Genomic DNA, 26,659 nt, shown 5'->3' with positions numbered 1-26,659 from the left:
ATATTTAAGTAACTTGTTATCAGACAAGTCATCACGTTAATAAGATGGTACGCCCCAACCTAGTGTTAAACTCCAGTTTGTTTGGTTAACAAATAAGCAGGTGTAAACGCGGCTGTGACCTTCGACATCAGGGATGATGTCGCAGAGTGCACAGGGATTGTGCTTGCTGCGTGTCACGGAAGTGTTTGCACTTAAAGCCCACGGCAGGTGATAGATAAACATGAAGCCATGGTATTTAGTTCGCTAGCAAGTACAAAATCAGCCTAATGAACCCAGCTCAAAAGATACTTAAGTAACTTGTGATCCGACAAGTCAGCATGTTTAGACGTGGCTGTGGACTTCGGTTTCGGGGCGAAGTCTCACACTGTGAGACTCTTTGAGCGAGAGACCGAGTGAATATGGCAAGCCACGATCTCATGAACGAGAAGCACAGAAGTCGCTAGATGTAAGGCCATTCATTCACATCTGACCTTGTGCTCGTGACTTCGTATCCTTCTACAGTACATGCTGCAAGCAATAAATAACAATGAAGCTCAGGTTTTCAATAAACTAACTAAAACCAAACCAACCAAATGGACCTTATCGTTTAAAGGTCACAGCCTCAGTTTCCGCTAGATGGATTTCTGTCGTCGCTAATTGAGTCTGTGACAGTAATCTTCCGTGGCGAATTGAGTAATGTACCGGCACCTGCCTGCGAACCGCATCGAATCCATTGTCGGCGGGTAAGATAAGTAAACTTCCAGGCTTGCCTTCCTCTAGCCCGTAATGAGATAGGATGTTCATGGTGCGTGCCGAGTTATTACTGATTAAATCAAGAGACTCATTTATCTGTTCATAGCCCATAATCTGGCACACGTGAAGACCCATATGCAGTACCTGTAGCATGTTGGCGGTACCTAAGGGGTACCAAGGATCGAAGATATCGTCATGGCCGAAACAGACATTGATGTTGGCAGCCAGCATCTCTTTGACTCGAGTGATCCCTCGGCGCTTCGGATAGTCATCGAAACGTCCCTGAAGATGTATGTTGACCAATGGGTTGGCAACGAAACTTATCCCTGACATTTTTAATAGCCTGAAAAGCCGTGAAGCATAAGCGCCATTATAGGAGTGCATGGCTGTTGTGTGGCTCGCGGTAACTCTGTGACCCATATCGAACTTATGTGCTAGTGCGGCCAGTGTCTCTATAAATCTGGATTGCTCATCGTCTATCTCATCACAGTGAACATCGATGAGGCGGTCATACTTCTGTGCTAGCTTAAAAACATAATGCAAAGACTCGACGCCGTATTCACGGGTGAATTCGAAGTGGGGGATTGCCCCAATCACGTCGGCACCCAGCTTGACGGCTTCTTCTAACAGCGCCTTACCATTGGGGTAGGAGAGTATGCCTTCTTGAGGAAAGGCAACAATTTGAATATCGACCCAAGCTTTCATTTCCTCTTTCACTTCGAGCATAGCTTTAAGTGCGATAAGGGTTGGATCTGATACATCCACATGGGTACGAACGTGCTGAATACCGTTGGCTATTTGCCACTTTAATGTTTGTTTTGCCCGTGTTTTTACATCTTGGATAGACAAGGTTTTCTTGCGCTCTGACCAGCGCTCAATGCCTTCAAATAAGGTGCCGGATATGTTCCAACTTGGCTCCCCGGCTGTTTGCGTTGTGTCGAGGTGAACATGAGGCTCGCAAAAGGGGGCGATGGCCATTCCGCCTTCACCATCAATGACTTCAACAGACTTATCATCTGCTGTGATGGCCTCAGACATGGCTGTGAAGGAGGTAAACTCACCATTTTCAATGACAATCTGATGAAGGCCATCTTGACCTGTGAGAGTCACATTGTTAATCAGCATACTATTTTTACTATTCATTGGTGATCTCTTGTGTTGAATCAGAAGTTAACTTTAAGCGTTTGAGCAGTGAATCTAAAATGAGGTAACTGATTGCCCCGGCTAATACCGCGTTGATAGGAACAATACCCGGCAGCAGATGACCCGCTGCGACACCGATTGCCACCCCTAAGATAGCTGCCCAGTTGATATTGGAAAATGTGGCGGTAGAAAAGTGTTTGTATTTGTGTCGATTTTTCAAGTAATCGGCAATGATTATCCCACCTATAGGCGGGATCGCCGCAGACAGGAAGGTCAGCCATCCCACGAAATTGTTATAGAGCCAAAGCGCACAGAATGTGCCTATTATGCCGTTGAGTATAGACAGGTACTTGCTGGGCAGTCCGGTGATATTTGAAAACCCCAGCCCCGAGGCATAGAGAGCATTGTCATTCGTTGTCCAAATATTTAAACCCAAAATGATAATGGCCGGGATGAGCAGGCCTTGGGCTATCATCACCTCAGAAATATCGGACTGGCCTGTGGCCGCAGCGCCTGCTGCGCCGAAGATAAACATCAGCGAGTTACCAATAAAAAAGGCAATCATGGTGATAAATACTGCGCCCATGGGTTTCTTACCGAAACGGACGAAGTCAGCGGTGAGGGTACCCGCAGAGATAAATGAGCCAACCACCAGCACTAAAGCGGTAGAGAAGGCCATCGGTTCCTTAGGTATGAGGCTATTTAACCCCTCGAGCCCGCCGATACTCTCAATGGCAGTCAAGGCTGAGAAACCACCAAACAGGGCGATAGCGGGTACTGCAATGGCGGATAACACCATCAAGGCGGCAATGCCAAAGTAAACCGTGGCTGTCATCATAAGGCCTGAGATGATGATCAGTAGGTTGGTATCTAGCCCCGTGGCTTTATGCACCGGAATGGCGAACATGGCCACTCCGACGCCAAACCAACCTACTTGTGTGCCGCCTAACAGTAATGAAGGTAGCCATGAGCCCTTAATGCCGAAAGAGTAACGGGCCAGTAAGTGGGTAGACAGTCCGGTCTTAGCCCCAATATACCCTAAACAAGACGTATAAATGCCGAGGATGAGGTTACCTAATAGCACTGCCAGCATAAAATCATTAAAGGAGAGTCCGGTGCCTAAGGTACCACCAGTCCACATGCTGGCCGAAAAGAAGGTCAGTCCCAGCATGACCATGGTTAGCGAGAGCATCCCCTTTCTTGCCGATATTGGCACTGGCCCTAAGCTATAATTATTATCGTTTGCCACTTTTCCCCCGGTGAACATGACTAAAGTTAAACATTGAATTGATATCCCTTTGGCCACTCATACTCATTTAGCGTTCAATGATATGGAGCCAAGCTAAAGCTAAATACACGAGATTGAAACTAGTTTGTTAACTTACAACCAAGTATTTTTATTGCCACTTTGCAGACAAACGGCGCGTATTTTATGGATAAATACTCGAGTGTCAACTGCTTCATACTTCATTTATTTTCTTGGTGAGTTCAATGGTCAAGATATTATTTTATTTCAATATGTTGGAATTGTCCTTTGTAGAGAATTTAAAATTCCAATCTGTTACGCTGCGGATACATTGTTAATTAAAATAATGACTTGTTTTATTCTATGTGTAGCAAAGCCAGAAGCTCTATGCTTGATTTAAATGATGACTATTTATCGCCAATAGTCATATCAATAGCTGCAAGCGAGATTTAAATCTGAGTATTGGTTGATTATTAGACATTTAAAGGTAATTTCCCGTACCAAAAACAATCGTTCCTTGCTAGGATCGCTTTTTTGCTCCGAGTAATGGGATCTGACTTGAGTTTGCAACCACACCCGCTATCTAACAATTATCTAAAACTGTGTTATCAGGCCGATGCTTCGAGGATTAGGCGTCGCTTGTTCAGGTTAAATAAAGAGCCTGAATCAGATAAAAAGCGGGCTAATTTGGACAAGCTCGAGGCTCAGGCTGTTGCTGCATTCGAAAAAGTTGAACGACGCCGTCAAGCCCGTCCCCAAATCACCTATCCCGAGAGCTTACCTATTTCCCAGAAGCGGGATGAGATAGCCAGAGCGATTGCTGGCAATCAAGTGGTTATCATTGCAGGGGAAACAGGATCGGGTAAGACGACTCAGTTACCAAAAATTTGTCTGGAGTTAGGTTTAGGCTGTCGTGGGTTAATTGGCCATACTCAACCAAGGCGTCTTGCGGCGCGCAGCGTTGCCAGCCGGGTCGCCGATGAACTTAATAGTCCATTAGGAGAAGCGGTAGGTTTTAAGGTCCGTTTTGCGGATGCCATCAATCAAAATTCTTATATTAAGTTGATGACAGACGGTATTTTGCTGGCTGAACTCACTAACGATAAATTTCTCGATCAATATGACACCATCATCATAGATGAGGCTCATGAGCGAAGCCTGAATATCGACTTTATCTTGGGCTATCTCAAGAATGTGTTGAAGAAGCGTCCGGATCTCAAGGTGATCATCACCTCTGCGACCATAGATCTGAATAAATTTTCTCAACACTTCAATGATGCGCCTGTCATTGAGGTGTCGGGCCGAACTTACCCGGTTGAGACTCGTTATCGTCCCTTGGTGCGTGATGAAGGTGACGATCTCGATTTTACCGAAGGTATATTCGAAGCTGTGGATGAACTGGTTGCAGAGGGTCCCGGTGATATCTTGATCTTTATGAATGGTGAGCGCGAGATCCGTGATGTGGCGGATCAATTAAACCGTCGCCAATATCGAGATACCGAAATTCTTCCACTTTATGCACGCCTGTCATATGGTGAGCAGTCTAAGGTATTTAAGAGCCATATAGGCCGCCGAATCGTGCTGGCAACCAATGTGGCCGAAACATCTTTGACGGTGCCTGGTATCCGTTACGTTATCGATCCCGGAACAGCCAGAATTAGCCGTTATAGTTACCGCACTAAGGTGCAACGTCTGCCTATCGAGCCGATCTCACAAGCCAGTGCAAATCAACGTCAGGGACGTTGTGGCCGTGTGGCTGCGGGTATTTGTATTCGTTTATTTAGCGATGATGATTTCAATAATAGACCCGAATTTACCGATCCTGAAATTTTAAGAACTAACCTTGCCTCGGTCATTCTCAAGATGCTATCAGTGGGCCTTGGAGATATAGAAGCATTTCCTTTCCTTCAGTCACCGGACCCTCGTTATATCCGTGATGGATTCTTGCTGCTAGAAGAATTAGAAGCGGTGAAAAAGTCACAAGGGCGCTTAGCCTTGACGGCATTGGGCAAGCAGCTTGCTCATATTCCCGTGGATCCACGTCTGGCCCGTATGGTGATAGCGGCGAATGGTAATGGCTGTCTTCATGAAGCCTTGGTCATCACCTCAGCGCTATCAATACAAGATCCAAGGGAACGTCCCATGGATAAGAAGCAGGCGGCCGATGAGGTGCACAAGAAACACAGCGATAAAGACTCAGATTTTGTCTCCTTCGTAAATCTGTGGGATCACCTTAAGGTGCAACAGAAATCTCTTTCCAGTAGTCAGTTTAGAAAGCAGTGTAAGAAAGAGTTTCTTGCCTATCTAAGGGTACGAGAATGGCAAGATCTCTATGCCCAGATGCGACAAGCCGTGCATGATTTAAAATGGCGTCTCAACAGTGAGCCAGCCGATTATGAACTGCTGCATAAGTCACTACTCACGGGGCTGTTGAGTCATGTTGGCTTTAAAGATAAAGACAATGAATATTTGGGCGCCCGTAATCGTAAATTCTTTGTCTTCCCTGGCTCTCCTTTAGCGCGTAAAGGCCCTAAATGGATCATGGCCGCTGAGCTCACCGAGACATCACGCCTGTTTGCTAGGTGTTGTGCAAAAATACAACCAGAATGGATAGAGCCTTTGGCGGGACATCTGGTTAAGAAAAACTATCTTGAGCCCCATTTCGAGGCGAAACAGGGCAGTGTGGTGGCCCTCGAAAATCAAATCCTCTATGGATTGACGATTGTTAACCGCCGCAAAACACAATATGGACCGGTCAATCCCCTAGAGGCTCGTGAGATCTTCATTCGTAGTGCCTTGGCCGATGGTGAGTTGAGGACCAATGAAGCCTTCTTCATCAAAAACCGCGACTTACTCAAAGAGGTCGAAAGCTTAGAGCATAAATCACGCCGACGTGACATTTTGGTGGATGAGCAGGCCTTGGTGGATTTTTATGAGCCCAGAATCCCTGAAGGGATTTATAACGCGCCAAAATTCTTCAGCTGGTGGAAGCTTGAGAGCAAGAAATCCCCTGATCTGTTAGATTTCGAACGCGAACAATTAATGCAGCGAGGAGACAGTCATGTCTCTGCGCTGGATTTTCCAGATAGTTGGCACCAAGGTAATCTTAAGCTCTTCTTAGGCTATCATTTTGAGCCTTCGGCAGAAGATGATGGTGTCGCGGTGCATATTCCTGTCGCGTTACTCAATCAGATAGAAGATGTCGATTTTGACTGGCAGGTGCCAGGGCTCAGAGAGGAAAAATGTATTGCGATGATACGGTCTCTGCCTAAAAATCTCAGGCGTAATTTTGTGCCAGCGCCGGATTATGCCAGTGCCTGTATGCAGGCAATGAAGCCTTTCGAGATGAGTTTCATCGATGCCATGTGTAAGCAGCTGCTGCGCATGAGTGGCGTTCGTGTCAGCCCTGAAGATTTTGATCTTAGCCAGCTGAGTAAACACCTGTTGATGAATTTTAAGGTGGAGGATGACAAGGGAAAGTTGGTGGCTCAGTCTCGGGATATTGAACAGCTTAAAGCCAGCTTGCAAGGCCATGTGACTCAGGCTATTCGTAAAGTTGCCGATTCTGGTATCGAAAAAACTGAACTGATGCAATGGTCATTCGGTGATCTGCCAAAGGCGTTTAAACAGAAGAAAGGCAACTTCGAGGTCAAGGCATTTCCGGCGCTAGTGGACGATAAATCCAGTGTTTCGATCAAATTATTTGATGATGAAAACGAGGCTATTCGTTCCCATCAGTTAGGTCTACAACGCTTGTTGTTAATCAATATCCCATCGCCGGTGAAGCATCTGCAGAAGACCTTGCCAAACAAGGCTAAGCTTGCCATGTACTTTAACCCCTTCGGTCAAATACAGATCTTGTTGGATGATATCTTATCGGCGTCAGTACAGCAGCTACTCGATGAGAAGGGGCTGGATGTCCGCTGTGAGTCTGATTTTGAACAAGCTAAAGATTGGGTAAGACAAGAGCTTAATCCAACGGCGGCTAAGCTTGCCCTTCGAGTCGAAGAAGTTCTTACCCTGTATCAAAAGGTAAAGAAGCGTTTGAAGGGCAAGATAAGCTTAGATATTGCCTTTGCCATGAGTGATATCCAGACTCAACTGGATAATTTAGTGTTTAAGGGCTTTGTTGAGGCCTGTGGCTGGAAACGTTTACCAGACATGGTGAGGTATCTAAAAGCCGTCGATAATCGTTTAGACAAGTTGCCTGTTGACCCTAATCGTGACCGTTTGCATATGCACAGTATTGCTAACGTGCAAAAAGAGCTGGATGGTCAATTAGCTAAAGTGCCGAGATCGGTGGCGATACCTGAGTCCTTGCTCGAGGCGAGATGGATGATAGAGGAGTATCGAGTGTCCTGTTTTGCTCAGGTACTGGGCACGGCTTACCCGATCTCAGAGAAACGGATCTTAAATCAAATTAAGCAAAATTAACTTTTCATACCAAACTGCACCACTAAAAAATTAATGATTATTAAAGCACTGGTACATGACCGGTGCTTTTTTGTATAGGCCTTCCGACTTACTCCTGCAAATCATCAGATAATTTTATCTACTCACAAAGTAATATTTGTCTCATTCCATTAACATCTTGGGTTGATATTTATACGCTTGTAACTCATTGTTTAGACTATGCTGAATAGTCATAGCTGATGATCTTAATGTTTACCAATCTGTAAAGGCAATCAACTTAGTAGATCCATCATTTATTTTGTTAAAAACGATGATCCAGATCAAGCTAGTTACGCTTTACCAAATTGTGGGTATACAGTTTAGTAACGCATTAAGATTATGATCAACAGCAAGAAAAGAACTTGATAAAACATAATCTTAATTTCCACCAAACCTTGAGTCATTTTTATTGACTCACCTTACGAAGGGTCACGACCCTAAGTTGGAGTGCTTATGAGTTCCATTTCAGTATTTTTCCCCCAAATAGATAAGGAACGCCCCCATGTCGTTGCCTGAGGCGCATATCTCAAGCTTACTTGTCCAGCTTAGCCCTGAACATTTAAATGAAACTAAAAAAAGAATTGAAGCGTTTGATGAAGCCGAAATTTATGGCGTCAGTGAAGTCGGAAAAATCGTAGTGGTCCTTGAGACTCAAGCAGAAGGTTTTATTACCGACGTGATTGAAAAAATAAATAATATGCCAGGCGTGCTTGGTGCCACTATGGTTTATCACCAAATTGATAGTGGAACCGACAGCGATAGCGACACCAATAACAATAACCTAGCCCCTGATGATGGCTATAGTGTTAGTGAGGAACAAGTATGAAAATGTCTAGACGTGAGTTTATCAAAGCAAATGCAGCGGCGTCTGCTGCGGCACTTGCAGGGATCACTCTTCCAGCCACAGCTACGAATTTGATTGCAACGAGCCAAGAGTCCAAAATTCATTGGGATAAAGCGCCTTGTCGTTTCTGTGGTACAGGTTGTTCGGTACTTGTCGGAACCCAAGAGGGGAAAGTCGTTGCGACTCAAGGCGACCCGGAAGCTCCTGTAAATAAAGGCCTTAATTGTATTAAAGGTTACTTTCTTTCAAAAATTATGTATGGCAAGGATCGCTTAACTCAGCCTTTATTGCGTCAAACTAATGGAAAGTTTGACAAAAATGGTGATTTTGCGCCGGTAAGTTGGGATCAAGCCTTCGATATCATGGCTGATAAGTGGAAAGCGGCTTTAAAAGAGAAAGGGCCTACCAGTGTGGGCATGTTTGGCTCAGGGCAGTGGACTGTAATGGAAGGTTACGCTGCTTCTAAGATGATGAAAGCGGGTTTTCGATCTAACAACATAGATCCTAATGCGCGTCACTGTATGGCTTCAGCCGTTGGTGGCTTTATGCGTAGTTTTGGTATCGATGAGCCAATGGGTTGTTATGATGACTTCGAAGAAGCCGATGCCTTTGTGTTATGGGGCTCGAATATGGCTGAGATGCATCCAATTTTATGGTCTCGCATCACAGACAGACGCTTAAGTCATCCCCATGTGAAAGTGAACGTCTTATCAACCTATTACCATCGTTCATTTGAACTTGCTGATAAAGGCTATATCTTTAAGCCGCAAACCGATCTTGTAATAGCCAACTTTATTGCTAACTACATCATTGAAAACGATGCTGTGAATTGGGACTTTGTTAATAAGCATACCCATTTCAAGCAAGCCACTACAGATATTGGTTATGGTTTAAGGGATGAGCATCCCCTGCAAAAAAAGGCAGCTAATCCCAATGTCGGTAAAATGTATTCAATTGATTTTGAAGAGTATAAGAAATCAGTAGCACCATATACCCTTGAAAAAGCTGCTGAAATGACCGGCCTAGGTGAAGATAAACTGCTCACACTCGCTAAGCAGTTTGCCGATCCAAAGATTAAGGTTATGTCACTTTGGACTATGGGGATGAACCAACACACCCGTGGTGTTTGGATGAACTCTTTGGTCTATAACATTCATCTTTTAGTAGGCAAAATATCGACACCAGGTAGTGGTCCATTTTCATTGACAGGCCAACCATCCGCATGTGGTACAGCACGTGAGGTGGGGACTTTCTCTCATCGTTTACCCGCAGATATGGTGGTAGCAAACCCCGAGCATCGAAAGCGTGCTGAGCAGCTATGGAAAATTCCCCAAGGCACTATTCCACCTAAGCCGGGCTTCCATGCAGTACAGCAAGACCGTAAATTAAATGACGGTGTGCTCAATGCTTACTGGACTATGTGTAACAACAACATGCAGGCCGGTCCTAATATCAATCAAGAGCGCTTACCTGGCTTTAGAAATCCTGACAATTTTATTGTCTGTTCAGACCCATACCCAACAGTAACAGCACAAGCTGCTGACTTGATCTTACCGACAGCGATGTGGGTAGAAAAAGAGGGGGCTTACGGTAATGCTGAGCGTCGTACTCAGGTTTGGTATCAGCAGGTTAAAGCGCCTGGTGAATCGAAATCCGATCTATGGCAGATTATGGAATTTGCAAAACGCTTCAAAATTGAAGAGGTGTGGACCGAAGAGCTGTTAGCTCAAATGCCAGAAGTACGTGGTAAGAATATGTGTGAAGTGCTATTTGAAAACGGCCAAGTGAACCAGTTCCCATTATCTGAAGCGCAAGAGCTTAATGATGATGCTAAAGACCAAGGTTACTATGTACAAAAAGGTCTATTTGAAGAGTACGCAAGCTTTGGCCGTGGACATGGCCATGATTTAGCACCATATGATCGCTACCATCAAGAGCGCGGTTTACGTTGGCCTGTAGTCGATGGTAAAGAGACAAAATGGCGCTTTAAAGAAGGCTCAGATCCCTATGTTGGTAAAGGTAAAGGGTTTGAATTCTATGGTAAGCCAGATGGCAGAGCATGGATAATCTCGGCACCTTACGAGGCGCCACCAGAGTCTCCAGATGAAGAGTTTAACCTGTGGTTATGTACTGGTCGTGTACTTGAGCACTGGCATACAGGAACCATGACACGCCGAGTACCTGAACTGTACAAGGCTGTCCCTGATGGACTTTGTTACATGCATCCAGATGATGCTAAGTCTCATGGTGTACGTCGTGGTGATGAAGTGCTAATGAGTAACAAACGTGGCGATATTCGTGTGCGTGTCGAGACTCGAGGGCGTAACCGTCCACCAAAAGGTTTGGTGTTTGTGCCCTTCTTCGATGCACGTATCTTAATTAATAAACTTATTTTAGATGCAACCGATCCGTTATCGAAACAGACAGACTATAAAAAGTGTCCTGTTAAAATAACTAAAATAGCATAAGGCAGGGTTATGATGAAAAAATCAATTTTATTGACGTTGAGTATTGCCTTAACTCTGATCAGTGGTTTTGCTGTCAGTGAGGAGCGGGGCATAGGTGGTGTCGAGTCTTTACGCGGCAATGTTGAGTTAGAAGTCACCAGAGCGGCAGATCCTTTGAAGAAAGTGCCGCGAGATCAGGTGGATATTGAAAGCAGTTATGTGTTTCAGCCACCACTGATCCCGCATCACATCAGGAGTTATGAAATATCACTCAATGCTAACAAGTGCTTATCATGCCATGGTTGGACAAAAGCCAAGCAGATGGGCGCCACTAAAATCAGTGTGACGCATTTTACTAATCGAAACGATGAAGTGTTGGCTGATGTTTCTCCTAGACGATACTTTTGCCTGCAGTGCCACGTGACACAAGCAGATGCTAAACCGTTAGTGGGTAACTCCTTCGAACGTGTTAAATCACTGCAATAACATAATAGGCTGGTAATAATATGAAATGGATTATTAACGCCTTAAAAGGCTTCTGGAGCATATTGAGGCGGCCCAGTAAAGCCGCCGTAGGTATCGTGCTATTTATGGGCTTTGCAGGTGGACTCATGTTCTGGGGGGCATTTAACACAGGTATGGAAGCGACAAATACTGAAGAGTTTTGTTCTGGATGTCACGCCCCAATTGTGGCGGAAATTCGAGAAACGATTCACTATGCTAACCGCTCTGGTGTTCGTGCTATTTGTTCAGATTGTCACGTACCTCATGCTTGGACGGATAAAATAATACGTAAAGTTCAGGCTTCTAAAGAGCTGTTCGCTTATTTTGTTACTCAAACAATTAACACACCAGAGAAGTTCAAAGAGCGACGAGGTCATTTAGCCGAAAGGGAGTGGGCAAGAATGAAAAAGAACGACTCTTTAGAGTGTCGTAACTGTCATAACTTTGATTATATGGACTTCTCCGAGCAGAGCCCACGCAGTGTCAGGCAGCACTCTACTGCGCTTGCCAGTGGTGAAAAGACCTGTGTGGATTGTCATAAAGGTATCGCCCATAAATTGCCAGATATGCACCAAGTTGAAGGTTGGAATTAAGGAGCCATTATGAGTACATTAGAGAATGTTATATGGCATGTCCTTGGTTACAGCGCCATGCCGGTCATTATACTAGGTGGTTTTTCTGTTGTTGCAGTTGCCTGTATTTGGATTCTGTCCAAAACATCAGATAAGTAAAGAGGCTTGTTACAGTCGGCCAAGACCAAGGTGGCTTAAACCGATTGGCATTTAACAATAAAAGATGCAATAACACCTAAAAGCCTGACTTTAATGATTCAAAGTCAGGCTTTTTTATTCGCTTCGCTTACTGCTAGGTCATAATGCATGCCTAGCTGCCTAGCTGCCTAGCTGCCTAGCTGCCTAGCTGCCTAGCTGCCTAGCTGCCTAGCTGCCTAGCTGCCTAGCTGCCTAGTTGCCTAGTTCCTAAAGCCCTAAACCGGATAAACTTGCTGCACTGATTCAATGATCATCTCCCTGAGCCAGCGGTGACTGGGATCTAAATCGAAGTGTTTGTGCCAGAGTAACACGTATGTACCGGGGACAAGCTGAGTGGGCACAGGAAGTGTGATTAACCGGTAATGTCCTAACATTTCCTTGGCGTATTTGGCGGGGGAGCAAAGAATGAGATCGCTTTTCTCACAGAGCTGCATGGCACTATTAAAGTCGGTGAGATTAATCGCGATATCTCGTTTCAGGTGTTGTATCTGTAACACATCATCTAAGAGCCACTGGGCAATCCCACCAAAAGTCACTTGCAGGTGACGATATTTGAGAAACGTATCTAAATTCCACACTTCTTTTAGCAAGGGGTGGTCTTCTCTCACCAGACACACTGAATGATCTCGAGTCAGCTCGGTATAGTTCAGCTCTTCGGGCAGATTCTTTATGTGTAATAGGGAGCGCTCATCCCACTCACGACAGGCTATCCCTATATCGGTTTCACAGCGTAATAACCTATCCATACTCTCACTGTGCCATGTTTGGCTGTCTATACTCACATTCGGCGCTTGTTTGAGTAGCTCAGGCATAAAATAGGGGTAGGTAAGCGAGTATGCTGTCTCAACCAATTCTATGCGGAATTTTCTCCGGCTCATAGAGGGGTCAAATTCACTGGGTCTGGTTAGCTGTTCGACTTGATTGAGAACCCGTCTTAATTCCGGTGCCAATTGTTTGGCTTTAGGCGTTGGCCTCAGACCATATGCGGTACGTTCGAACAGTTTATCGTCGAAGGTTTCCCTTAGCTTTGACAGTTGTTTACTCACTGCCGATTGACTTAAATGTAAACGAGCCGCCGCTGCGGTGACGCTTTGCTCTTCGAGTAATACTTCAAGTACTGTGAGTAAGTTAAAGTCAAAATTTTTCAATCAGCTACCACCATTTAGGGTTTATGGGCTTTCCAAGTCAACGTCTTGGCTTAGTGTAATTATTTTCATTCGAAAAACAAGGTGGAGATTGGCACAAACATAGAGGCTCAGCCATAGTTATAGAGGGCTTATTTTGCCATCAACAGATGATTGGAGAGGGCGAGTGATACATCCTAATAAACATTATTTACTCTTAATGTTATTTCTCTTTTTAGTGTTCACTAGTTTTGCGGTTACCGCGGAGCTTGATCCTAAATCAAATGCCGCGGAGCATTGGGTGCACAATGAGTTCCAGCCATCGACATTGACCTTAGACGAGCAGATGCAAGAGATGGCTTGGTTTACTTCCGCCAGTCAGCCATTTGTCGGTATGAAAATCCGTGTGGTATCCGAGCGAATAGCGACCCATTGGTATGAAGCGAGTACTTTAGCTAAGGCTTTTTATGAGATCACCGGCATTCATGTAGTGCATGAGTTAACCGGTGAAGACGATGTGATAAAGAAGCTGTCGGCTCAAATTATGACTCGGCAAAACCTCTATGATGCTTATATTAACGACAGCGATCTGATCGGGACTCACTTTAGATCTAATGCCGTGGTTTCTCTGTCTGATTTCATGCAACTTGAGGGAGAAAGTGTCACCTTACCGACGTTAGATTTACAGGATTTTATCGGACTTAAATTTACCACGGGTCCCGATGGTCACTTGTATCAGCTACCAGATCAGCAGTTTGCCAACCTCTATTGGTATCGGCATGATTGGTTCAACCGCAAGGATTTCCAGAAACGATTCAGATCCCGTTATGGCTATGAACTCGGTGTGCCGCAGAACTGGCAGGCCTATGAAGATATAGCCGAGTTCTTCAGCGAAGACATTAAAGAGATCGACGGCAAACGCATTTATGGTCATATGGATTATGCTAAAACAGACCCTTCCCTAGGCTGGCGAATGTCAGATGCTTGGTTGTCCATGGCTGGCGTGGGGGATAAGGGCTTACCCAATGGTTTGCCTGTGGATGAGTGGGGAATACGCGTAGAAGGATGCCATCCAGCCGGAGCCAGCGTCGAACGAGGTGGTGCGTTAAACGGTCCGGCGGCAGTTTATGCGGTGGATAAATTTATCTACTGGTTAAACCGATTTGCGCCGGAAGAGTCGATACACCTCAACTTTACCCAGGCCGGAGAGTGGCCAGGAAAAGGGTTAATCGCCCAACAGATCTTCTGGTATACAGCGTTTGTTGCCGATCTGACTAAACCTGACTTACCTGTGGTTAATCAAGATGGCACCCCTAAATGGCGTGTGGCACCGTCGCCTGTGGGTAAGTATTGGCAGGCGGGAATGAAATCAGGTTATCAGGATGCGGGGTCATGGACGTTACTCAAATCTACGCCTTTGAAGCGACAACAGGCAGCTTGGCTCTATGCTCAGTTTGTAGTCTCTAAGACTGTTTCTCTCAGGAAGACCTTAGTGGGGCTGACGCCCATTAGGCGATCGGATATTGACTCGGAGGTCATGACACAACGCGCCCCCCATCTTGGTGGTCTGGTGGAGTTTTATCGAAGTCGAGGCCGGGATGTATGGACGCCAACTGGGACTAATGTACCGGACTATCCGGGGCTCGCTAACTATTGGTGGCAATATATTTCACAGATCATAGAGGGTAAGGTTACCACTCAGAATGGCATGGACAATTTTGCCGCCGCAGTGGATGAGCATTTAGCATTAATCGCCGACAATAATGGGATAAGCTGTGAGCCTAAGTTAAATCCTAAATCTACACGTGAATTCTGGCTTGAGAAAACCGGGGCGCCTAAGCAACAAATCACCGAGCAGGCCAAGGGCAGAACCCTTCAATATGAGGAGGCGATTAATGTGTGGAAGTAAAGGTGTTACTCGTCTTTTAACGGTTCTGCTAACTATCATCTTCCTCAGTGCTTTATCTTTGAAGGCAGAAACCTTGCAGATCCTCACCTATGAAGAGTCGCCTTTCGCCTTAAAGGTTGGTAAGACACATAAAGGCCTGTTGGTGGATATGCTCAAGGAGTTATTTTCCCGTACTGACCTTCAATATGAACTTAAGTTTATCCCACTTAAACGAGCCATCATAACCACAGAAAGGATGCCAGGCCATTGCGTGCTTCCCGTTGGACGTAGTCAGGAGCGGGAAGCAAGTTTTCACTGGATAAGTCCGGTACTGGTATCGCGTTATGGCCTCTACAGCCGAGATGATGTCATCATTCCCCTAACTACGCTCAGTGATGCTAAACCTTATAAGATAGGGAGTTTTCTGGGCAGTGGCATAGGAGAGTATCTCACTGACCTTGGTTTCAACGTCGAGCTGGCCTCTGTGAGTGCACAAAACTTACGTAAGCTTAAGCGTGCCAGAATTGAACTCTGGGCTGCAGAGTTGATCAGTGCCCGAGAGCAGATGCTGAAACAGGCAATGAACTTCGGTGAACCCGAGCTTATTTTCTACACTTCACTGCGGGCAATGGCATGTAATCGAGAGATGTCCTTGGAGGTAAAGCTGAAGCTGGATAAGGCATTGACCAGCATGTACCGTGATGGCTATATGAGTGAGCTCTATCTTGAATATGGCGTGGAAATATAGGACTAAGATACAGAATGTAAATATAGAGTGGAGTTTTAAAATCTCGAATATAGCGTGGAAATATAGACCGGCCACAGTATGATGTGGCCGGAGTGAACAATCAGACGTTCTTACTCAGTTGGTCCATGATGTTGCGGTTGAGGTAATCGCTGAAATCATCGCCATGATTCTGTAACATCTTGGGGAACATGGAGATAGGGGTGAGCCCTGGGAAAGTATTAATTTCATTGAGAAGAATTTCGTTGTCTTGGGTGAGGAAAAAGTCGATACGGGACAAGTGACTGAGTTTCATGCCTTTGAATACCTTGACTGCATATTCACGGATCTCCTGGCTCACACTCTCACTGATATCGGCAACCACTTTGGTTTCGGCCTGACTGTTCTCGGCGTACTTTTCATCGAAAGTGTAGAAGGTATTTGTCCCACAGATGATCTCACCTGGCTGAGTCGCGATAATTTCGCCGTTTTTCTCGTATACGGCCACTTCAAGCTCTCTGGCTTCAATGGTCTTTTCGACGATGACATAAGGCGAATAGTTGAAAGCTTGCTTCAATGACTCAGTTAATTCCTCTTTGCTGTCTACACGGTAACAACCAACAGATGAGCCTTGTGACGCGGCCTTGATGAATATCGAGCCCCAAGATGTTAAAGCCCGCTTGGCTTGATTGATAGCGTCATCATTAAAGTCATTGAGGAAAATATAAGGGGTATTGGGGATCCCAAGTGCCGTGAACCACATCTTAGCCGTGACTTTGTTGAAACAATTACGACTCGCTTCTGAATCGCAACCAAAATAGGGCAAGTTGATCAGCTCAAAATAGGATTGAATATCACCTGTTTCTCCAGGGTAACCGTGAATGCAGGGAATGACGTAATCCACAGGCCAGGATACTTTACTCACGTCATCGAAACGTATTTGTTTGCGATTGGTCAGTTCACAGAGTTCACCGTCGCTAGTTCGATAATGGCCCTGTGCATCAAGTTCGACTTTCAATAGGTTTATATGGGCAAGTTTGGCCAATGAGGTCTCAAAAAATTTCGCTGACATCAATGAGATTGCATGTTCATCCCCACCGCCACCACATAATAATAGTAGATTCGTTTGGCTCATTGTCTCTCCATATCCTGACAGTTTTATCAATTGCAGGCTCACTATGACGCGATGGTTATTTATTGCAACCACTGACACCAAACTTCTGCACTAAGTGGTGATTTTCTATGCTGAGTAGATTTATCTATGTGGTGAATTTAAGGAGGTGAACGCTTAGGTCGCATTAACATGTTGATCGGCTTTTTTATCCAGGTCATGACTCGGATAATTGGGCTTAGTTAATCTCTATAGGGTAGCTGTTTTGGATATAAATAATAAACTGCAAATACAAATTTCGAGTGAGACTGCAACGGGCGATGTGAATGTAACCGCAATGGCCGATGAAATATTAGCTGTGATACAGAAATGGTTTCCCGAAGAAGACACTAAACTGCAGGAACTGTCCTGTCATGGTGGTTTGGCACGGTGTCTCTATTTAATCAATGAAGAGGCCATGTTAGAAAAGTTTTAGGGATCGGTAGCTCCGTACCTTGTGTATTGCAGCCATTAAACGCTTGTTTATGACCTCGCTTTTCAGTTACCGGGGAAATGCTTGGGGCTCGATGCTTAATGATACGGCGATTGATATTAGTGTTGTGGGATCCGATGGATTCATGGCTTTAAGACAATAGGCTTGCTAGCCTTAAAATGAAGTCTTATTACATTTTCATCTTGGTTCATTTTTTTTGGTCGCTACTTTTCGTCATTCCGGTAGACCTTTTGAACCGGACTCCAGTGACCTGTGCTGTTGGAATATGTCATTGAAGGTCGTACCTTCATTGTAACCTAACGCCTGTCCGGCGAGGATTGTGCACTCTTTATTTCGAGAAGATTCTGCCAGTCGCCAATTCTTGATTTCATTTAGAGTCTGTCTGACCTCCAGGGATGGAGGAAATGCCAAATTTTGTATGGAACAAAATTGGCCATGTGGGCTCTACCAAAAATCTCTTTTGGAATCTCGCAGTCGCATCTACACTCGGTTATTTCTCTCTTCTATTGTGGTTATGGCTAGTGTTCCGTAACTCACTTTTTCCTTATTACCAGTTAGTGTGAGCATTTTGCTAAATGCTGCGGTTACCTCTTTGTAATACATTATCTAATTTCGTTTTGTTGATATCCTCACGTTACAGACTATCTAAGGGGCTCACCGTTCCTGCGTAATGCTGGCCTAGCACATGAGTGTAGATTTGTGTTGTATTGACATTGTTGTGGCCAAGCAGTTCCTGAACACTTCTTATATCTCGACCAGCTTGAAGTAGATGAGTCGCAAAGCTATGCCTGAAAGTATGGCAAGTGACGCGTTTGACGATATTGGTTTTTCGTACAGCTACACCAAGTGCTTTTCGAATGACACTCTGATGTAAATGGTGTCTACAATGTGTTCCGGTGTATGGATTATCACAAGTGGTAGTTGAAGGGAAAATGAACATCCATCCTGCTTGTCTAAATGCGTTAGGATACTTACGTTCTAGCGCATTCGGCAAAGAAGGACCGATACCATTTGTATTATCCTTAAGCTGAATATCACGCGCTGCGTTTATATAGGAGGGGAGCTTAACAGCGCACTTGTGACTGAGGATTGTCTGCCTATCTTTATGGCCTTTTCCATCTCTAACTGTGAGTGCACAGTGCTCCATATCGATATCCTGAATGCGTAATCCACTGCCAAATAAGAATTCAATGATTAACCTATTGCGCCCAGAAAGCTGATTTAGCACCAGAGATATCTCTGATGTGGACAAGACGATAGGTCCGTTCTACTGGGCCGACTAACCGTACCAAAAGACTACGTAGTTTTAGTGCTGCAACAAAGCCTTGTAATTGAGCTTACAGATCTTTCTGTAAATCAACCGAGTCTAGTTCGCCCAAGTGCTTCATAAATAGTTCTAGCAGCCTTGGTTGTCTGGGGTGATAAGCACTCATTAACACCATTTTTCTATGGTATTTTTTATCAGGGATAGGCAGCGTGGTGATGGTTTCATCAAACAGCTCTAATCCAGCCCAGATCGGAACCATTGACACTCCAACCTCTTCAGAAACCAGTTGAGCAATCGCTTCAAGTGAATCTAGATCGAAGATGGTATTTTTGGTCATCCCTTTTTCAACCATAAATAACTCAGGCATCTGGCCTCCCCAACAGCTTGGGTCATACCGGATATAAGGCTTGTTATCAAGAATGTCGGTAAGGGTTCCCTTGATGCTTTTATGATGAAGTAAAGCCAAGGGTTCATCCCTCAGTACCCAGTACCTCAACGACTTAGGAATAGCTGAGGGTGGCATAACCATTATTGCAGCATCAATATCACCATTGATAAGGCTCCGATATAAATCTATCGAATTGCCCGGGGTGATATGAAATTTTGCTTCAGGTACCGATGCGCGAATTGACTTAAGTGTGGCTGGAATAAAAGCAGTCAAGGAGGTCGAGTTCGCCCCGATCCTTAATGTGCCATTGAGCCCTGAATCTTGAACTATTTCAATTAGATCACGAGCCTCCCTGACTAGGGATTTAGCCTTTGGAATAATCGTTAAACAAGCATCCGTTGGCTGTACCGTGTTTCCAGCCCTGCTGAATAACTTACATTTAAACTCTCGTTCAAGCGCCTGAATTCTTTGGCTGACTGCAGCTGCGGTTATCAGTTGTGCCCTTGCTGCACCGGCAATAGACCCTTCCTCTGCAACGGCTATCAGACTATCAAGAAACCGAGTATCCATAGTTTTCCTTACGAACAAAAAATCATAAACATAGTATTTCTAATGAACAACTTTCACTAAACTAGCCCCAATTGCTGTTTAAGTCCAGAACAGCTACAGCTATCCAATTAATATTTAATTTATTAACGCGATGAACCGACGGAACAAATGAAGAAATCATTGAATGCTCAGTACTCAAATAAAAGAATCTGATCTCACGATACTAAATCGACCCTCAGGCCGTTATGCAAGCTATAAACTTGTCGACGATCACTTATATGTTTCCGGTCAGACGGTCCGTATTAATAGTGAGGTTGCCATCTACGACAGGCTAGGAAAAGAGCTGAACGTGGAGTGTGGACAGCTCGCAGCCAAATTGTGTGCAATCAATATTATTAATCAGGTTTATGAAGCCTGTAATGGGGATCTGACCCGAATAAAATCAGTGTCAAATTGAATCTTTATTTGCAAACCACGGAATGCTTTACCCAACATGCTGCAGTGGCTGATGGCACTTCTCAGTATTTGCTTGATCGGCTTGGTAACCGAGAAGTTCACAGCCGCACAACGGTGGGCGTTGCTAGCTTACCTAGTGGGTTCGCCATTGAAATTGATGCTATTTTTGAACTGGAGACAAGTTATGTTTGATGCCAAAGATATTAAAACCGTCTACGAGCGAATTCAGCCACACATTAAGGCTACGCCTTTACTGACAAACGAATACATTAACGATCTACTTAATGCGAATATATTCTTTAAATTTGAAGGTGCACAGGCAACGGGCTCCTTCAAACTCAGAGGTGCATTAAATGCCTTGTTAACCTTACAGGAGCAGGGGCGAACACCAGAGCAAGTCGTTACGTTCAGTTCAGGGAATCATGCCCAAGCTGTGGCATATGCTTGCCAAAAGCTAGATATTCCAGCAACAATATATATTCCCAAAACAGCCTCAGATTTCAAGATAAAGATGACACGATATCTAGGAGCTAATGTGGTTGTTACTGATAATAGAAAAGAAGCAGAAGTGTTGTCTCAGCAGCTTGCAGCTCAAGGGGCTACATTTATTCACCCTTATGACAACCATTCAGTGGTACTTGGTCAGGGGACCAGCTGTTACGAGGTTTTGTTGGAAGGGCTACAACCTGAAGCTATTTTTGCGCCAATTGGTGGAGGTGGCTTAATCAGCGGTACTCTTCTAGCTGCCCAGCTGCTTTCTCCTTCGTCCCGAATTATTGGGGGTGAACCTCTGCTAGCAAATGATGCCTATCAGAGCTATCACAAAGGGGAGATAGTCGGGTTCAGCCTGTCTCCTGAAACAATCGCTGATGGTGCCCGGACACTTGAAGTTTCAGAGCGTACTTTTCACCAGATCAAGCAGCTCGATGACATTATGTTGGCAAGTGAAGAGGAGATACTACTCTGGACAAGAACGCTTTTCTCTCACCTTAAGGTGACCGTCGAGCCAACGAGCGCTGTGGCGATGGTTGCTTGCAAAAAATGGCTAGATAACCAAGCCAGCAATAAGCGCCAGACTCTCCTAGTGATCCTCTCTGGAGGAAATATGGATGCAGACACTTTTAAGGCTATTTGGAAATAAGTTGGCTTAACTAAGCTCGGCATGTTTCATCAGGATTAATCTATGAACTTTGATTTATGGTTGGCATTTTTAATGGCCTGCATAATATTGGCGATATCCCCTGGTGCTGGGGCGGTTAATACGATGTCTATAACGATTAAATATGGCCTTAGGGGGAGCTTAATCTCTAACCTTGGGTTACAGGTTGGGAATATAGTTAATATTGCCGTCGTTGGGGCGGGGCTCGGTGTATTGCTCGCTCAGTCTGATGCGATGTTTTTTGCAATTAAGTGGGTTGGTGTTTTCTATTTGATCTATCTGGGAGTCCAGAAATTCAGAGAAAGCACCAACTACTGCACTGGATTAGAAAATCGACATGGTACAAGCATATGGAAAGTGTTTAGCCAGTCAATCTTTGTCAATATTACCAACCCTAAAAGCATCGTTTTTCTGGTGGCATTGTTACCTCAGTTTATCGATCCAACAGCTCCACATTTACATCAAATGCTGATCCTTGGCAGCACGTTGGTCTTCGTTGATATGACGGTAATGGTGGGATATGCACTAATGGCTTCCAGAGTTGCTCATTTAGTACGGAGCAGACGCCACGTGATGATTCAAAACAGAATTTTTGGCAGTATGTTTATTGGCGCCGGAACTTTACTGGCGGTGGTTAGCAGAAATTAACGTGAAAACAGCGAAGTGATTATGAGTCAGTATTTTAGCAACTTTCCAGCACTGCGTGATAACTTAAATTGTCTGTTCTGATATGGGAGGATGGTTGATAGGTGTCATGCTTTTCGCTAATTAATTATCGTTTATCGAAAATTAATTATTGGGTTTAATTTTGTTAATGTTACCTTAGTGCTCATCAAAGAGGAGAAAACCATGCAAAAAATTCAAACTTACAGCCACCGAATTCGATTAATCCTTCAATTTCTAATGGTACTATTACCTATTATGAATTTGTGTTTCTGGCTATCTGTCCAATCGGAAAATGACTTCCTGGTGTCGATGGGTATCATTCAACTTGGGTACGATATTGCTTCATTCACACAAGAACCGTTAACGATGTCGACACGACTATGGGCCTTTTTAGCCAGTATGCTGCCATGTGGCATCTTGGTTTATGCGTTGGGTATTTTGGTCAAATTGTTTAAGAGCTATGAAAAAGCCGAAGTGTTTACGGTAAATACTGCCAAGTATTTCCAAAAGCTGGGTTTTGTCTTCTTTTACTGGGCAATAGGTAGTTTTGTTTACAGCGGCCTGATCTCTGTCGAGCTGAGCTTTAATAATCCCCCTAGCGAGCGAATGCTAGCACTTTCTTTTGTTGGCTTAGATGCCATGTCTATACTTTGCGGTTTCATTGTTCTAACTATTGCTTGGGTTATGAAAGAAGCCCAGCAAATCACTGATGAACATCAACATACCATTTAAGGAATAGATATGAACATTACGATTAATCTTGATGTGATGATGGCCAAACGGAAAATGCGTTTGAAAGATCTTTCTCTGCTAGTTGGTGTGACTGAGCAAAACTTATCAATCCTCAAAAATGGCAAAGCGAAAGCAATACGTTTCAGTACTCTCGAAAAGATTTGTGAAGTACTAGATTGTCAGCCTGGGGATATTTTAGTTTACGAACCGAAATCAGAAATTGACTCATATGCCTAAATGTAAATTCAACTTAATAACTCGGAAATTTCAATTTTTTCCTATCGAGATCAATATGATAAACCTGAATATTAAATCACTGTTAGCATTAACGGGGTACTTATTTCTCACTGGACTTATTGCTGTTAATGTACATATTCAAATGACTCATTTAGGTGTTAGCTACCCTGCATGGGAGCCACCAAAGTGGGTAGATGTTGCCATGTTTGTAATTCAAAGTCTTGGTGCGTTATGGGTGACAAAAAGTGTATTTACGTTGATGAATACAGCAAGTTTTGTTAGGCATTGGGCTATTGTTTTTATTACGATGGGAGCCCTGCAACAGCTCTTAATCCGGTTACCTCTGACCGCTGGCTACGTGATGGATCAGAAGTACATTTTTCAATGGATCTACACTTACTTACCGCAGTTGCTTATGACGTTAATTTTGACTGCTGCTATGGTGTTCATTAGTCGTACTCCCAAAATCCAACGTTGGTGTGTGGATTGGCCTTGTTTCCTAAATCGATTGAACCTTTTGCAGCTTATGTGATCTGATCTTCCAATGTGGTTATTGGAAACATCAAGATGGGTAAAGCTAAGCGTAAAATGACCAATTGGTCTCAGTACAACAAGGCATTGATTAATCGAGGGTCCTTGACCTTTTGGATTGATGAGCACGCCATTAGCTCTTGGTGTTGCTCTGAACATCACGGCCGCCGTGGCCGTGGGTATATTTACTCTGATGTTGCTATTGAAACTGCATTGGTTGTTAAAGGTGTATTCAACTTATCACTGAGAGCACTAGAAGGTTTCACTACCTCGGTTTTCCAGCTTATGAATGTGCCACTAACCTCACCAAGCTATAGCTGCATTAGCAAACGTGCCAAGACCGTAAATATCAAATATCGCTCACCGAGTCGTGGCTCTGTGGCACATGTAGTGATTGATTCAACGGGCCTCAAAGTTTACGGCGAGGGAGAATGGAAGACTCGAAAGTATGGTAAAGAAAAGCGTCGTACCTGGCGTAAGTTACACCTCGCAGTAGATGCTAATACGCATGAAGTCGTAGCAGCAGAAGTCACTCTGGTTAACGTTGCTGATAATGAAGTGTTACCCACATTAATCAAGCCGTTAAGAAGACAGATTAAACAAGTTTCTGCTGATGGAGCATACGACACCAAAGCGTGTCACAAACTCCTTCAGCGTAAAGGTTGCAAACCCACTATCCCACCAAGAAGCAGTGCTGGGTTTTGGGAGGATGGGCACCCTCGAAACGAGGCTGTGAGAGCCCTCAAAAATAATGAGTTAGCGCAATGGAAGAAGGAAAATGACTATCACTTACGGTCACTATCTGAAACAGCAATGTACCGATATAAGCAACTAATTAGTCCGAAACTTAGCCTACGAGATTATAATGCTCAAGTAGGTGAAGCGCTGGCAGGTGTAAAGGCAATGAACAAAGTCATAAGACTAGGAATGCCAGTTAGGAAACAGGCTGCCTAGTTAGCTCAAACCCTTGGAGTAGCTGCATCTATAGCGAGGATTTGATCAACAACGCCGTGTGGATTACCTGATACTAGGGGGAATTTCTGCTCTCGCATTTCTATATTTGCAATCAGCTTTACAAGACGTTAGTCATTCATTACTTGTTTTTGTCGAAGAACCGAATTCTTCAGCAATACTCATTCCTCCCTATCCATGGCAAGTGGATGTGATTGCATCAATTACTTTTATTGAGCCTGTATTGGCTGCATTATTTATTTGTTATTTAATATCTAAAGGGTGCCGTTCTAGTTTTGCTGATTTATCACTTAAAACAATTCTAGCTTTAATGGTTCTAACCCAAGCAGGTGCCAAATTTTTCTTTTACCTCTACTTCTCAACAATAGAGAACACGATGGATCGTATTTTAAGTATATCGCAATTTACGCTTGAATTGGTTGTGATTGGATTAGCTGTCAGTGCTGCTATGGTTTATTTAACCAACAGCTATCATAGAAAAACCTTTCAGATAAATATCTGATAAAGGTAAGGGAATAATGTTTCTGAGATATCGTCTATTTACTGTGTCACGAAGTTTATTATGTAGGTTATATTTATCTTTAGCGTTGAATCAACTAGTCTTAAATAGAAAGAACGAACGTTACTTTAACTATTGGCTTTAATCGATTTTATTTTTATTGGAATGTTATTTTTAATGATCCCCTCGAACATTTAAAAGAGCTGATGTTGTTTCCATCGCGGGAGGGAATTATAATACCTAGTTAATTATTTTTGGGATTATTGATAATGGCATATTTACTAATGTCGAATTATGTTCAGGTTAATCATATAATGAATTTAGTTAAATAATCATTAATCAATGAATATCCATATTTGACTATCTTTATAAGAAGGAATCAGAATTAATTAACGCCATATACCCTACAACTTGTGGCGGCGTTATTATTATTTTTAAGCAATGTAACAAAGAGAATAAATTAAATGAAAAAAGTACAATTACAAATTATCATGATATCTGCAATCATAGCTGCCCCGCTAGCACAGGGCGACCGCATGAGTGTTTATTTTTTAGTCGAGCTACATAATCCAGCGAGTAAAACTTTCTCTAGATGTTGAGGATTCATTAAGCAGCGCTTTTGTTTACCAACGATGCTGAGTTTGGTCGGTTCTTTTCTAAGCATGTTGAGAGCCATATGCCTCAAGTAAGCTAGATTTTCAGCGCCGTTATTTTTGTATATCTGGCATGTATCTTCGTTCATGTTGACATCCAAGACCCAGTGCATTGACTCGATACCCCAATGTTCACGAGTAGCACTTAAGGCTTGCTCTGCTGATAACTCTTTCGAACTAATATAGTAACGATATTCAAGGCTTATCGCCTTACCTTTAACCGCCCTAAAACTTTCAACCATAACAATGCATTTGAGTGCTTCCCAGCGTGAGAAATCACCTTCGAGTTCAGCCGAATTTAAAACATAGCACGTTCGATTTTCAATACGACCATGGCCTGTTTCTATATTGAAATCATCATTACTTAAGCCTGCTGAACGATGCTGACTAAAAGCTTGATTTACCGCTTTAGCTAAGTGGCCTTGATTGCTTTTTACAGCCAGTAGGTAATCACCACCTTTGTCGATGATCGCTTTAGCAATAGCCGTTTGACAGCCCATAGCATCGATTGTCACTAGCGCTCCGCGTAGATCTAGCATTTTTAAAAGCTCTGGGATTGCCGTAATTTCATTACTTTTTTGGTCTGATTTTAATTGACCAAGTACCAGCTTATTTGCTGAAGCATAAGCACTTATCATATGAATAGTGCTGTTTCGGTCATCACGATTATATGAGCCGCGTAGCGTTTTTCCATCAATCGCAATGACTTCCCCATTAGTTAGCTGGTGAACCGATTGCATCCATGCTAGAAAACACTCGTTAAAACTATCAGGATTAATCACAGAAATTGTTCTAGCAATTGTATCGTCAGTAGGGATCCCGCCTGTAAACATTTTTTGCGTTTTGAACCAATGGTGGTGACCAAGAATGTATTCTCGGATATCGAACCAACCATTCGAACCTGCAATAACAGCGCAAAGAGAACCGAACAATATATCGAACAATGGATAGGTGATTTTTGCACTTTGGCGGTGGTCGTCAATCGCGCCAAAATGCTCTTTGAATGATTCAATATACATAATGAGACTCCTTAAAAAGGAGTATAAGATCACAAGCACTTGATCAGGTCAAT

At 43.8% G+C, this 26,659-nt stretch carries 24 protein-coding genes and 1 pseudogene; 18 read left to right on the top strand and 7 right to left on the bottom strand.

The features are described 5' to 3' along the window. Positions 1–579: 579 nt before the first annotated feature. Both sps_RS06225 and codB read right to left on the bottom strand, forming a co-directional pair. Positions 580–1,875 (bottom strand): cytosine deaminase, encoded by a 1,296-nt coding sequence (locus sps_RS06225; protein ID WP_077751749.1) that lies wholly within the window; start codon positions 1,873–1,875, stop codon positions 580–582. Beyond that, on the bottom strand, positions 1,868–3,124 hold the full coding sequence (gene codB, locus sps_RS06220) for a cytosine permease (protein WP_077755566.1): 1,257 nt from the start codon (positions 3,122–3,124) through the stop codon (positions 1,868–1,870). The genes sps_RS06225 and codB overlap by 8 nt, the downstream gene beginning before the upstream one ends. Before the next feature lie 543 nt (positions 3,125–3,667). Between codB and hrpA the strand changes: the two genes are divergently transcribed. The 6 genes from hrpA to sps_RS06190 all read left to right on the top strand — a co-directional run bounded on the left by hrpA (position 3,668) and on the right by sps_RS06190 (position 12,099). After that, positions 3,668–7,555: an ATP-dependent RNA helicase HrpA gene (gene hrpA / locus sps_RS06215; RefSeq protein ID WP_077751748.1), complete on the top strand. Its 3,888-nt coding sequence runs from the start codon at positions 3,668–3,670 to the stop codon at positions 7,553–7,555. Between the two features lie 520 nt (positions 7,556–8,075). Then, positions 8,076–8,399, top strand: coding sequence for a chaperone NapD (locus tag sps_RS06210; protein ID WP_077751747.1), 324 nt, complete (start codon positions 8,076–8,078; stop codon positions 8,397–8,399). After that, the gene (napA, locus tag sps_RS06205) at positions 8,396–10,885 is read left to right on the top strand and encodes a nitrate reductase catalytic subunit NapA (protein WP_077751746.1); all 2,490 of its coding nucleotides are present in this window, start codon (positions 8,396–8,398) and stop codon (positions 10,883–10,885) included. The genes sps_RS06210 and napA overlap by 4 nt, the downstream gene beginning before the upstream one ends. Before the next feature lie 9 nt (positions 10,886–10,894). Then, positions 10,895–11,350, top strand: a complete 456-nt coding sequence (locus sps_RS06200) for a nitrate reductase cytochrome c-type subunit (RefSeq protein ID WP_077751745.1) — start codon at positions 10,895–10,897, stop codon at positions 11,348–11,350. A 20-nt stretch (positions 11,351–11,370) separates the two neighbouring features. Further along, positions 11,371–11,961, top strand: coding sequence for a NapC/NirT family cytochrome c (locus sps_RS06195; protein WP_077751744.1), 591 nt, complete (start codon positions 11,371–11,373; stop codon positions 11,959–11,961). A gap of 9 nt (positions 11,962–11,970) precedes the next feature. Beyond that, complete coding sequence (locus sps_RS06190) at positions 11,971–12,099, top strand: TIGR02808 family protein (protein ID WP_077751743.1); 129 nt, start codon at positions 11,971–11,973, stop codon at positions 12,097–12,099. A gap of 254 nt (positions 12,100–12,353) precedes the next feature. Here the strand turns inward: sps_RS06190 and sps_RS06185 are convergent, their stop codons facing one another. Further along, on the bottom strand, positions 12,354–13,286 hold the full coding sequence (locus sps_RS06185; protein ID WP_077751742.1) for a LysR family transcriptional regulator: 933 nt from the start codon (positions 13,284–13,286) through the stop codon (positions 12,354–12,356). A gap of 196 nt (positions 13,287–13,482) precedes the next feature. Here sps_RS06185 and sps_RS06180 point away from each other — a divergent pair, with 196 nt between their 5' ends. Then, positions 13,483–15,171, top strand: a complete 1,689-nt coding sequence (locus tag sps_RS06180; RefSeq protein ID WP_237158094.1) for an ABC transporter substrate-binding protein — start codon at positions 13,483–13,485, stop codon at positions 15,169–15,171. Continuing rightward, positions 15,158–15,898, top strand: a complete 741-nt coding sequence (locus sps_RS06175; protein WP_077751740.1) for a substrate-binding periplasmic protein — start codon at positions 15,158–15,160, stop codon at positions 15,896–15,898. Before sps_RS06180 ends, sps_RS06175 begins: the two co-directional genes overlap by 14 nt. Positions 15,899–15,998: 100 nt before the next feature. On the opposite strand, the gene sps_RS06170 is transcribed toward sps_RS06175, so the two are convergent. Further along, positions 15,999–17,009, bottom strand: coding sequence for a D-alanine--D-alanine ligase (locus sps_RS06170; protein WP_077751739.1), 1,011 nt, complete (start codon positions 17,007–17,009; stop codon positions 15,999–16,001). Positions 17,010–17,250: 241 nt separating this feature from the next. On the opposite strand from sps_RS06170, the gene sps_RS06165 reads away from it, so the two are divergent. After that, the gene (locus sps_RS06165) at positions 17,251–17,460 is read left to right on the top strand and encodes a hypothetical protein (protein ID WP_077751738.1); all 210 of its coding nucleotides are present in this window, start codon (positions 17,251–17,253) and stop codon (positions 17,458–17,460) included. 652 nt (positions 17,461–18,112) lie between these two features. On the opposite strand, the pseudogene sps_RS06160 reads toward sps_RS06165, so the two are convergent. Together sps_RS06160 and sps_RS06155 are read right to left on the bottom strand one after the other, a co-directional pair. Beyond that, positions 18,113–18,739 (bottom strand): annotated as a pseudogene (locus tag sps_RS06160) (tyrosine-type recombinase/integrase); the annotation flags it as partial. A 76-nt stretch (positions 18,740–18,815) separates the two neighbouring features. Continuing rightward, a complete protein-coding gene (locus tag sps_RS06155; RefSeq protein ID WP_077751736.1) occupies positions 18,816–19,703 on the bottom strand; it encodes a LysR family transcriptional regulator in 888 nt (295 codons plus the stop codon). A gap of 163 nt (positions 19,704–19,866) precedes the next feature. On the opposite strand from sps_RS06155, the gene sps_RS06150 reads away from it, so the two are divergent. From sps_RS06150 to sps_RS06110, 9 genes are all read left to right on the top strand, one after another. Then, on the top strand, positions 19,867–20,139 hold the full coding sequence (locus sps_RS06150; protein ID WP_077751735.1) for a RidA family protein: 273 nt from the start codon (positions 19,867–19,869) through the stop codon (positions 20,137–20,139). Positions 20,140–20,147: 8 nt separating this feature from the next. Then, positions 20,148–20,330, top strand: coding sequence for a RidA family protein (locus sps_RS06145; protein WP_169915693.1), 183 nt, complete (start codon positions 20,148–20,150; stop codon positions 20,328–20,330). Continuing rightward, positions 20,323–21,279, top strand: coding sequence for a serine/threonine dehydratase (locus sps_RS06140; RefSeq protein ID WP_169915691.1), 957 nt, complete (start codon positions 20,323–20,325; stop codon positions 21,277–21,279). Before sps_RS06145 ends, sps_RS06140 begins: the two co-directional genes overlap by 8 nt. Positions 21,280–21,321: 42 nt before the next feature. Beyond that, positions 21,322–21,945, top strand: a complete 624-nt coding sequence (rhtB, locus tag sps_RS06135; RefSeq protein WP_077751732.1) for a homoserine/homoserine lactone efflux protein — start codon at positions 21,322–21,324, stop codon at positions 21,943–21,945. A 201-nt stretch (positions 21,946–22,146) separates the two neighbouring features. After that, positions 22,147–22,695, top strand: a complete 549-nt coding sequence (locus sps_RS06130) for a DUF2975 domain-containing protein (RefSeq protein WP_077751731.1) — start codon at positions 22,147–22,149, stop codon at positions 22,693–22,695. A gap of 9 nt (positions 22,696–22,704) precedes the next feature. Continuing rightward, positions 22,705–22,932 (top strand): helix-turn-helix domain-containing protein, encoded by a 228-nt coding sequence (locus sps_RS06125; RefSeq protein WP_077751730.1) that lies wholly within the window; start codon positions 22,705–22,707, stop codon positions 22,930–22,932. 55 nt (positions 22,933–22,987) lie between these two features. Beyond that, positions 22,988–23,464: a hypothetical protein gene (locus sps_RS06120; protein WP_149027226.1), complete on the top strand. Its 477-nt coding sequence runs from the start codon at positions 22,988–22,990 to the stop codon at positions 23,462–23,464. 35 nt (positions 23,465–23,499) lie between these two features. Next, positions 23,500–24,417, top strand: a complete 918-nt coding sequence (locus tag sps_RS06115) for an IS5 family transposase (RefSeq protein WP_077750614.1) — start codon at positions 23,500–23,502, stop codon at positions 24,415–24,417. Between the two features lie 58 nt (positions 24,418–24,475). Beyond that, positions 24,476–24,937: a hypothetical protein gene (locus tag sps_RS06110; RefSeq protein ID WP_077751728.1), complete on the top strand. Its 462-nt coding sequence runs from the start codon at positions 24,476–24,478 to the stop codon at positions 24,935–24,937. Between the two features lie 541 nt (positions 24,938–25,478). On the opposite strand, the gene sps_RS06105 is transcribed toward sps_RS06110, so the two are convergent. Next, a complete protein-coding gene (locus tag sps_RS06105) occupies positions 25,479–26,606 on the bottom strand; it encodes an ISAs1 family transposase (RefSeq protein ID WP_077751231.1) in 1,128 nt (375 codons plus the stop codon). Between the last annotated feature and the right edge of the window lie 53 nt (positions 26,607–26,659).

Origin of the sequence: Shewanella psychrophila (assembly GCF_002005305.1) — a bacterium.
Classification (GTDB): Bacteria; Pseudomonadota; Gammaproteobacteria; order Enterobacterales; family Shewanellaceae; genus Shewanella; species Shewanella psychrophila.
The sequence above is the reverse complement of the archived record's forward strand: the minus strand, read 5'-3'. Positions and strand labels throughout refer to the sequence as shown.

Bases quoted from the DNA above. Each gene is read 5' to 3' on its own strand.
- sps_RS06170 (WP_077751739.1), bottom strand. From the start codon at position 17,009: ATGAGCCAAACGAATCTACTATTATTATGTGGTGGCGGTGGGGATGAA.
- sps_RS06130 (WP_077751731.1), top strand. From the start codon at position 22,147: ATGCAAAAAATTCAAACTTACAGCCACCGAATTCGATTAATCCTTCAA.
- sps_RS06155 (WP_077751736.1), bottom strand. From the start codon at position 19,703: ATGGATACTCGGTTTCTTGATAGTCTGATAGCCGTTGCAGAGGAAGGG.
- hrpA (WP_077751748.1), top strand. From the start codon at position 3,668: ATGGGATCTGACTTGAGTTTGCAACCACACCCGCTATCTAACAATTAT.
- rhtB (WP_077751732.1), top strand. From the start codon at position 21,322: ATGAACTTTGATTTATGGTTGGCATTTTTAATGGCCTGCATAATATTG.
- sps_RS06150 (WP_077751735.1), top strand. From the start codon at position 19,867: ATGCTCAGTACTCAAATAAAAGAATCTGATCTCACGATACTAAATCGA.
- sps_RS06105 (WP_077751231.1), bottom strand. From the start codon at position 26,606: ATGTATATTGAATCATTCAAAGAGCATTTTGGCGCGATTGACGACCAC.
- sps_RS06175 (WP_077751740.1), top strand. From the start codon at position 15,158: ATGTGTGGAAGTAAAGGTGTTACTCGTCTTTTAACGGTTCTGCTAACT.
- sps_RS06190 (WP_077751743.1), top strand. From the start codon at position 11,971: ATGAGTACATTAGAGAATGTTATATGGCATGTCCTTGGTTACAGCGCC.
- sps_RS06115 (WP_077750614.1), top strand. From the start codon at position 23,500: ATGGGTAAAGCTAAGCGTAAAATGACCAATTGGTCTCAGTACAACAAG.
- sps_RS06195 (WP_077751744.1), top strand. From the start codon at position 11,371: ATGAAATGGATTATTAACGCCTTAAAAGGCTTCTGGAGCATATTGAGG.
- sps_RS06180 (WP_237158094.1), top strand. From the start codon at position 13,483: ATGTTATTTCTCTTTTTAGTGTTCACTAGTTTTGCGGTTACCGCGGAG.
- sps_RS06225 (WP_077751749.1), bottom strand. From the start codon at position 1,875: ATGAATAGTAAAAATAGTATGCTGATTAACAATGTGACTCTCACAGGT.
- sps_RS06140 (WP_169915691.1), top strand. From the start codon at position 20,323: ATGTTTGATGCCAAAGATATTAAAACCGTCTACGAGCGAATTCAGCCA.
- napA (WP_077751746.1), top strand. From the start codon at position 8,396: ATGAAAATGTCTAGACGTGAGTTTATCAAAGCAAATGCAGCGGCGTCT.
- sps_RS06200 (WP_077751745.1), top strand. From the start codon at position 10,895: ATGATGAAAAAATCAATTTTATTGACGTTGAGTATTGCCTTAACTCTG.
- sps_RS06210 (WP_077751747.1), top strand. From the start codon at position 8,076: ATGTCGTTGCCTGAGGCGCATATCTCAAGCTTACTTGTCCAGCTTAGC.
- sps_RS06125 (WP_077751730.1), top strand. From the start codon at position 22,705: ATGAACATTACGATTAATCTTGATGTGATGATGGCCAAACGGAAAATG.
- sps_RS06120 (WP_149027226.1), top strand. From the start codon at position 22,988: ATGATAAACCTGAATATTAAATCACTGTTAGCATTAACGGGGTACTTA.